Genomic DNA, 7,523 nt, shown 5'->3' on the forward strand with positions numbered 1-7,523 from the left:
CGCGCTCTGCGGTGACGGTGCCACCAGCGAGGGCGACTTCCACGAGGCACTGAACTTTGCCGCGGTGTTCCACCTTCCGGTGGTGTTCTTCGTGCAGAACAACCAGTACGCCATCTCGGTACCGCTGAACAAGCAGACGGTGGCGCCGTCGCTGGCGCACAAGGCCATCGGCTATGGCATGCCGGGCGAACGCGTGGACGGCAACGACACCGCGGCGCTGCTGGCCGTGCTGGGCAAGGCCGTGGACCGTGCCCGCGAAGGCGGCGGGCCCGCCCTCATCGAGGCCCACACTTACCGGATGCAGTCGCACACCAACGCCGACGACGCCACCCGCTACCGCACCGAAGACGAAGTGGCCGAGTGGGCGCCGAAGGACCCGCTGGTGCGCCTGCGGACGTATCTGCAGGAGCTGAGCGTCCTGGACCAGGGACTGGAAGAGGAGATCGCCGGGCAGGCAGAAACCGTGGCCGCCCAGATGCGTGACGGCCTCAACGCCGAGACCGAAGTGGACCCGCAGGACCTGTTCCGGTTCGTCTACACCGAGAAGACCAGCCAGTTGCGCGAGCAGGCCGCCATGCTCCGCGATGAGCTCTCGCGCGAGTCGGCCTGAGAAGCCGACGCTGACCTAAGGACACACTATGAGCACAACTATGACGTTCGCGAAGGCGCTGAACACGGCACTGGCCGATGAGATGGAAGCCGACCGCTCCGTCGTCGTCTTCGGGGAAGACGTCGGCCCGCTGGGCGGGGTCTTCCGGATTACCGACGGCCTGACCAAGCGGTTCGGCGAGGAACGCTGCTTCGACACCCCGCTGGCGGAATCGGGCATCATGGGCATGGCGATTGGCATGGCGATGAACGGCCTGCGCCCCGTGGTGGAAATGCAGTTCGATGCCTTCGCCTACCCGGCGTTCGAGCAAGTGGTCTCGCACGTCGCCAAAATGCCCAACCGGACGCGCGGCAAGGTCAAGCTGCCCATGGTTATCCGGATTCCGTACGCCGGCGGCATCGGGGGAGTGGAGCACCACTGCGACTCCTCCGAGTCCTACTACGCGCACACGCCGGGTCTGACGGTCGTGGCACCTGCCACGGTGGAGGATGCCTACACCATGCTCCGCGAGGCCATCCGGTTCCCGGATCCGGTGGTGTTCCTGGAGCCCAAGAAGCTCTACTTCTCCAAGGACCAACTGGACCTCGAAGCGCTGCAGTCGCGCTGGGGAACCCCGGCGCTGGACCGTACCGACGGACCGGAACCGACGGCTGCTCCCGTCGACTCCAGCATTGGCCGCGCCGTGGTCGCCCGCGCGGGAACCGACGCCACCATCATCACCTACGGCCCGTCCGTTTCCACCGTGATGCAGGCAGCTGCAGCCGCCGCCGAGGAAGGGCGCTCGCTGGAGGTCATCGACATCCGGTCCATCGTCCCCTTCGACGACGAAACGGTGATGGCTTCCGTACGCAAGACAGGCCGCGCCGTCGTCGTCGCCGAGGCCCCGGGCTTCGCGTCCGTGGCCTCCGAAATCGTGGCCCGGGTTCAGGAGCGCTGCTTCCATTCGCTGGCCGCCCCGGTGCTGCGCGTCACCGGCTTCGATATTCCGTACCCGGCGCCGAAGCTGGAGCACTTCTACCTGCCCAGCGTGGACCGCATCCTGGATGCGGTGGATGAACTTCAGTGGGAGGACGCGTAGCCATGTCGCGACAGGTATTCAAACTGCCGGACCTCGGCGAGGGCCTGACCGAGGCCGAGCTGGTCAACTGGCTGGTCAAGGTGGGCGACGAGATCCGTGTGGACCAGCCGGTGGCCGAAGTGGAGACCGCCAAGTCCATGGTGGAAGTGCCCAGCCCCTTCGCGGGAACCGTTGCGGTGCTGCACGGAGCCGCCGGCGACACCATGGATGTGGGCAAGCCCCTCATCTCCGTTGATGCGCCGGGCTACGTGCACGACGACGGAGCCCCGGGTGCCGCCGGGGCGGCACCGCTGCCGGAAGCTCCTTCCGACGGCGGGCACCCCGACGGCGAAGCCTACCGCCAGGAGGAGCGTGCCGGCATCCAGGAACCGGCCGAGTCGGGTTCCGGGAATGTGCTGATCGGTTACGGCACTCCCGGCGGGGCCGCTGGCTCCAAGCGCACGCGCCGGCCCAAGACCGGCCGCGTTGCCGTGGCCACCTCCCCGGCGGCGCCCACCGCTGCACCAGTGACGGCAGAGGCGGACGAGCGGCCCACGCCGGCCGGCGGCAACGGGCGGGCCCGGCTGGTCATCTCGCCGCTGGTCCGCAAGCTGGCCCGGGACGGGGGGCTCCGTCTGTCCGACATCACCGGCACCGGTGCAGATGGCATGGTGCTGCGCAGGGATGTTGAGGCAGCGCTGTCAGGCGCCACCACAGGCGCCAGCACAGGCGCCCCGACAGGCGCCGGACAGGCCGCGGCGGAAGACCGCGTGGTGGCTGGCACAGCAGCCCTCGCCGGCACCGATGCCCGTACCGGCCTGGGCATCGCTACCCGCACGCCAATGAAGGGCGTGCGGAAGACCGTGGCCCAGGCCATGTCCCGCAGCCGCAGCGAAATCCCCGAAGCCACCGTGTGGGTGGACGTGGATGCCACCGCCCTGCTGGAGATGCGCGCCCAGCTGAAGCGCCGGGACCCGGAGAACACCCCGGGGCTGCTGGCGTTCATCGCACGGTTCGTGCTGGCCGGTTTGGCCAGGTATCCGGAGTTGAACACCCGGATCGAAGACGGGGAGATTATTGCCTTCGACGGCGTTAACCTGGGCTTCGCCGCGCAGACCGACCGCGGACTGATGGTGCCCAGCGTGCGCCGCGCGGACCGGCTGAGCGCCCGCCGGCTGGACGCGGAAATCAAGCGGCTCACCGCCGTCGCCCGCGATGGCAAGGCCACGCCGGCCGAGCTGACCAGCGGTACTTTCACGCTGAACAACTACGGCGTGTTCGGTGTGGACGGCAGCGCAGCCATCATCAACTACCCGGAGGTGGCGATCCTCGGCGTGGGCCGGATCATCGACAAGCCGTGGGTGGTCAACGGTGAGCTGGCGGTCCGGAAGGTCACCGAATTGGTGTTGGCCTTCGATCACCGCGTGTGCGACGGCGGCACCGCCGGCGGGTTCCTGCGCTACGTCGCGGATGCCATCGAAAACCCGGGCGGCGTGCTCGCCGACCTGTAGCAGTTTCCCGCCGGCCGAGGCGCACCCCGGCCGGCGCGGCTGCTGCATGTGGAACGTCCGGAGGGGTTGTCCCGCCGCCGCGGGCACCCCCGCTGGCATTGGCGGGTAGTGGAATATTTTTCCTAGCTGGCCCGGGCTGCCCGGCGCTACCCTTAGGGCATGATCACTCTGCCAGAGGCGTACAAAAAGTACCTCTCCGGGTTGTCTGCACACCATGCCGAGGCGCTCCGGCCGGTGTTCCTCGAGTCGGCTGCCGAGGGGGAACACGGCGTGATGGTCCGCGGCATGGGCTCCAAGCATGTGCAGGCGTACGTCGACGACTCCGTGCCGTTCGGCGAAATCCGCGAGGAAGTCCGCCACGCCCACGAGTACTGATCGTCCGGGGCCCTTGAGCGCAGGCCGGGGACGGTAAGCCGCGGCCAAGGTTGGTTTGCATGCCCGCTCTGCCGGGTGCCGCCTCGGGGAACAGCCCGCTGCACGGACCGGTCAAAGCGCGCCCGTCGGATGCCCCTCACCGACGCGGCCCGTTCGTCGGAACGGGGCGGCGCGGTACCGTAGCAGGATCAGGCTGTGCCTCCCGCACGGCCGGTGTGGGACGCGAGGGAGGATACCGGCCGGATGAGCGATGGCGCCCGATCAGAGGACAGAAGCGGCGAGCCGGCGGAAGCCGTGCAGGTGGCACCCGGCAACTACGTCATCCGGACGAAGGAGTACCTGCTGAACTCCGGGTTGATCATCGGCAAGAACAAGGCTCTGGTGGTGGATACGGGGGCCGGTCCCCGCCAGGCGCAGCGGATCTACGCCGCCGTCCGAGGGCTGACCAAGCTGCCGCTCGCCGTCGTCAATACTCACTTTCACTACGACCACGTGTTCGGCAATGCCTACTTCGCCGCGCAGGGGGTGCAGGACTTTTACGCCCACCGCAACTGCGCGCACGACATCGCCGAGAACGGTGCGCTTCAGCGGGAGGCTGTTGTGGACACCGAACCGGAAATGGCGGCCGGTGCCGGGGAGCATACGGGAATCAAAATGCCCACCAAGCTGGTGGATGTTGAGACCACTGTGGATCTGGGCGAGGTGAAGGTGAAACTCTTCCATCTGGGACGCGGCCACACCGACGGCGATTTGCTGGTCGGCTCGCCCACCACGCTGTTCGCCGGCGACCTGGTGGAGCAAGGCGCGGCACCGGCCTTCGAAGATTCCTACCCGCGCGACTGGGTGGAGACGCTGCGCCGGCTCTCGGGCCTGCGGCACGAGTATGACGTGCTGGTGCCGGGCCACGGCCAGACCGTCAGCGACGCTTTCGTGAAGAACATGTGCGAGACCATGACCTTGGCTGTCCGGATGGGCGAGCAAGCCAGCCGCGACACTCCGGCGGACACCACCAAGGCCATCCCCATGCTGCCCTACGGCCCCGTGCAGTCCCGCGCCCTGCTGCAGCGCCTCAACGCCTCCCGGTGACTTGTCAGCGCAGCTCAAGCCGCATCAGGATGCGGGGAAACCCGTTTACCACGGAGCCTGTATCGGCTGCTTTCGTGAAGCCCGCGCGTTCGAAAAGCGTTCGGGTGCCGACATAGGCCATGGTGAGGTCGACTTTTTTGCCCCCGTTATCAACCGGGTATCCCTCAATTGCGGGGGCGCCGTGTCCGCGGGCGAAGTCGACGGCGCCTGCCAGCAGATGGTGCGCGATACCCTTGCCACGATGTCCCGGCCGCACCCGGATGCACCACACCGCCCAGACGTCGACGTCGTCCACCTGCGGAATCTTCCGGCTCCGCGCGAAGGCCGTGTCCGCCCGCGGGTGCACGGCCGCCCAGCCCACCACCTCATCCCCGTCGTAGGCGAGCACGCCGGGCGGGGGGTCCTGTCCACACAAGCGCCGCACGAGCGCCCCGCGGTCCTGCCCCTGCAAGGAAACATTCTCCTTCGACGGGATGCGGTAGCTTAGGCACCAACAGACATTCGCATCGGGGCGCCTGGGACCCAGCATCGTCTTCACGTCCTCAAAGACCGTTGCCGGACGCACCTCGATCGCCATGGGACTCACACTGCCACCACCATCCGGTACTGACAATGGCCGCGGCTACCGGCGCGGCCCACGGGGTTCCGGGCGACGCGCATGATCTTCCGGCGCACCCGTTGAGGGCGGTTCAGTGCCGGCGCGCCTGGAACCCGAACAGCCAGGTCAGCAAGGCGCTGAGCAGCATGCCCGTGCCGGTGATCAGGCCCATGCCGCCCCAGAAGAACAACGGAAGCCGGGCCGAACCCGGAACCGAAGCATTTCCCAGGTACTGCACCAACAGATAGAGTCCTGCCGCCGCGCCGATACCCAGCACGGCCAGCATCCAGCACAGCCGTGGCCACCAGACAGAGGCAGCCCAGAAACTGCCGTAGCCGGACCAAACATTCCAGTCGTTGCCGTGCCGCAGCACGAACGGGCCAGCCACCAGGGCCCAGAACCCGGCCACAAGAAAGGCCGCCACCACATCCGCCGGCCGGTGCCAGCCATTGATCAGTGTGGCCGCCCCGGCCAGCACGGCATACAAACCGCCCGCCGCTGCGGCGAACGGACGCCAGCGGGGCGAGACCACCAAAAAGATGACCAAGGCCGCCGCGGCTGCGATGGTGGTGTGTCCGGAGGGCAACGAATTGTGTTCCAGCGTCGGCACACCCCGGTCGGGCCGGTCGAGGACGAAGTTCTTGAGGATCCACGTGGTTGCTGCCGATGCCGCGACCACCGCGACGCCGACCGCCGCCGGGAACCACCGCCGTCGTATCAGGGCAACTACCAGCAGCACTGCGGCCGCCAAGGCCACGGAGATGTCCGGCAGAAGGTCCAGGAAGTCCAGGAACACGCCGCGTCCCAGCCGCCAACCGGACTCGGCCTCTGCCCAGGCTGATTCATCGGCAAACTGCCCGGTGGTGGTCCGGACAAAGGTGTAGTAGTTCAACACAAACGCTCCCGCGCATAACAGCGCTCCCAGCCAGAACAGGGCGGGAGCGTGTGCCGCCGGACGGCTGGGCGCGGTCCGGTCGCGGAAACGTGAACGCTGCGGAGTCATCGACTCAAGCCTCGCACACAATGCTGACAGCAACCGAGACGATGTGGCCGGTCGTACAGTGGAAATAATGAAACAGCACCAGACTCCCGATCCCGGGCAATCCGCCCTGCCGGTACGCCCGGATCCCGCAGGGCCGCCGGTACGCCCGGATCCCGCCGACCTGCTGGCCGCCGCGCGCGTGGTGTCCCTGCCGATGAAGGTCCGCTTCCGAGGGGTGATGCACCGGGAGGTGCTGCTGTTGGAGGGCCCGGCCGGATGGGCGGAATTCTCTCCTTTTCTTGAGTACGACGACGCCGAGGCAGCCGCCTGGCTGGCCGCAGCGGTGGAAGCGGGCTGGCAGGGTTTCCCCGAGCCGGTCCGCACCAGTGTTCCCGTCAACGCCACCATTCCTGCAGTGGCGCCTGAGGACGTGGCGGGCATATTGGCCCGTTTCGACGGCCCGCTGACCGTGAAGATCAAGGTTGCCGAAACCGGCCAGGACATCGACCAGGACGTGGCCCGCGTTGCCGCGGTGCGTGCAGCTGCCCCGGATGCTGCCCTCCGGGTGGATGCCAACGGCGGCTGGAACGTTGCGGAGGCGGTACAGGCGCTGACCCTGCTGTCCGGATATTCGCTGGAGTATGCCGAACAGCCGGTACCCGACATTGCCGGGCTGCGGGCGGTGCGGACTGAGCTGCGCAGGCGCGGCATCAGCACGCCGATCGCAGCGGATGAGAGCGTGCGCAAGGCAGCCGATCCCTTGCGGGTAGCCCGCGAAGACGCCGCGGACCTGATCGTGGTCAAGGTGCAGCCGCTGGGGGGAGTGCGGCGCGCGCTGGACATCGTCGCCCAGGCCGGGCTCCCCGCCGTCGTCAGTTCCGCCTTGGATTCCTCCGTGGGAATCCGGGCCGGCGTGGCCTTGGCGGCGGCCCTGCCGGAGCTTCCGTATGCCTGCGGACTGGCCACCGTGTCCCTGATGGACGGGGACATAGCGGCGGATTCGCTGGTGCCGGCGGGCGGGCGCCTGCGGGTGCGCGACGTGGTGCCGGACCCGGACCTGCTGGACCGTTTTGCCGCGCCGGAGGATCGGCGACAGTGGTGGCTGGACCGACTGGCACGAACCTACCGGCTGCTTGAGCCGTGAGGTAGGGGCGGAAAAGGGGGGCCAGCGGAGGACATCCCTTGGCCCATGCAGCGTCTGCCCGGACCAAAAATGTCCTAGGCGGCCGGTAGCGTGAGCTTATGGACGTGGAGGGCGCCGAGCTTCAGTTTCCGGTTCCGGGACAGGAACTGGTGATGGACCT

The 7,523-nt window shown here is 68.0% G+C and carries 8 protein-coding genes; 6 read left to right on the forward strand and 2 right to left on the reverse strand.

What is annotated here, in order from left to right:
* The 5 genes from AC5RWT_RS32240 to AC5RWT_RS32260 all read left to right on the forward strand — a co-directional run.
* The coding region (locus AC5RWT_RS32240) for a thiamine pyrophosphate-dependent enzyme (protein WP_494083774.1) at positions 1-610 on the forward strand (610 nt) is incomplete at its 5' end.
* A 28-nt stretch (positions 611-638) separates the two neighbouring features.
* Complete coding sequence (locus tag AC5RWT_RS32245) at positions 639-1,688, forward strand: alpha-ketoacid dehydrogenase subunit beta (RefSeq protein WP_494083775.1); 1,050 nt, start codon at positions 639-641, stop codon at positions 1,686-1,688.
* A 2-nt stretch (positions 1,689-1,690) separates the two neighbouring features.
* Positions 1,691-3,178: a dihydrolipoamide acetyltransferase family protein gene (locus AC5RWT_RS32250; RefSeq protein WP_494083776.1), complete on the forward strand. Its 1,488-nt coding sequence runs from the start codon at positions 1,691-1,693 to the stop codon at positions 3,176-3,178.
* 159 nt (positions 3,179-3,337) lie between these two features.
* Positions 3,338-3,553, forward strand: a complete 216-nt coding sequence (locus AC5RWT_RS32255) for a hypothetical protein (RefSeq protein ID WP_493966663.1) — start codon at positions 3,338-3,340, stop codon at positions 3,551-3,553.
* Between the two features lie 243 nt (positions 3,554-3,796).
* Complete coding sequence (locus tag AC5RWT_RS32260) at positions 3,797-4,639, forward strand: MBL fold metallo-hydrolase (RefSeq protein WP_494083777.1); 843 nt, start codon at positions 3,797-3,799, stop codon at positions 4,637-4,639.
* 4 nt (positions 4,640-4,643) lie between these two features.
* On the opposite strand, the gene AC5RWT_RS32265 is transcribed toward AC5RWT_RS32260, so the two are convergent.
* Together AC5RWT_RS32265 and AC5RWT_RS32270 are read right to left on the reverse strand one after the other, a co-directional pair.
* Complete coding sequence (locus AC5RWT_RS32265) at positions 4,644-5,216, reverse strand: GNAT family N-acetyltransferase (protein ID WP_494083778.1); 573 nt, start codon at positions 5,214-5,216, stop codon at positions 4,644-4,646.
* Between the two features lie 112 nt (positions 5,217-5,328).
* Positions 5,329-6,240 carry a phosphatase PAP2 family protein gene (locus AC5RWT_RS32270; protein WP_494083779.1) on the reverse strand — a complete coding sequence of 304 codons (912 nt, stop codon included), beginning with the start codon at positions 6,238-6,240 and terminating at the stop codon, positions 5,329-5,331.
* Positions 6,241-6,307: 67 nt separating this feature from the next.
* Between AC5RWT_RS32270 and AC5RWT_RS32275 the strand changes: the two genes are divergently transcribed.
* Positions 6,308-7,363 (forward strand): o-succinylbenzoate synthase, encoded by a 1,056-nt coding sequence (locus tag AC5RWT_RS32275; protein WP_494083780.1) that lies wholly within the window; start codon positions 6,308-6,310, stop codon positions 7,361-7,363.
* Positions 7,364-7,523: the final 160 nt, after the last annotated feature.

The sequence above is a fragment of the Arthrobacter sp. Dra40 genome (assembly GCF_059091905.1).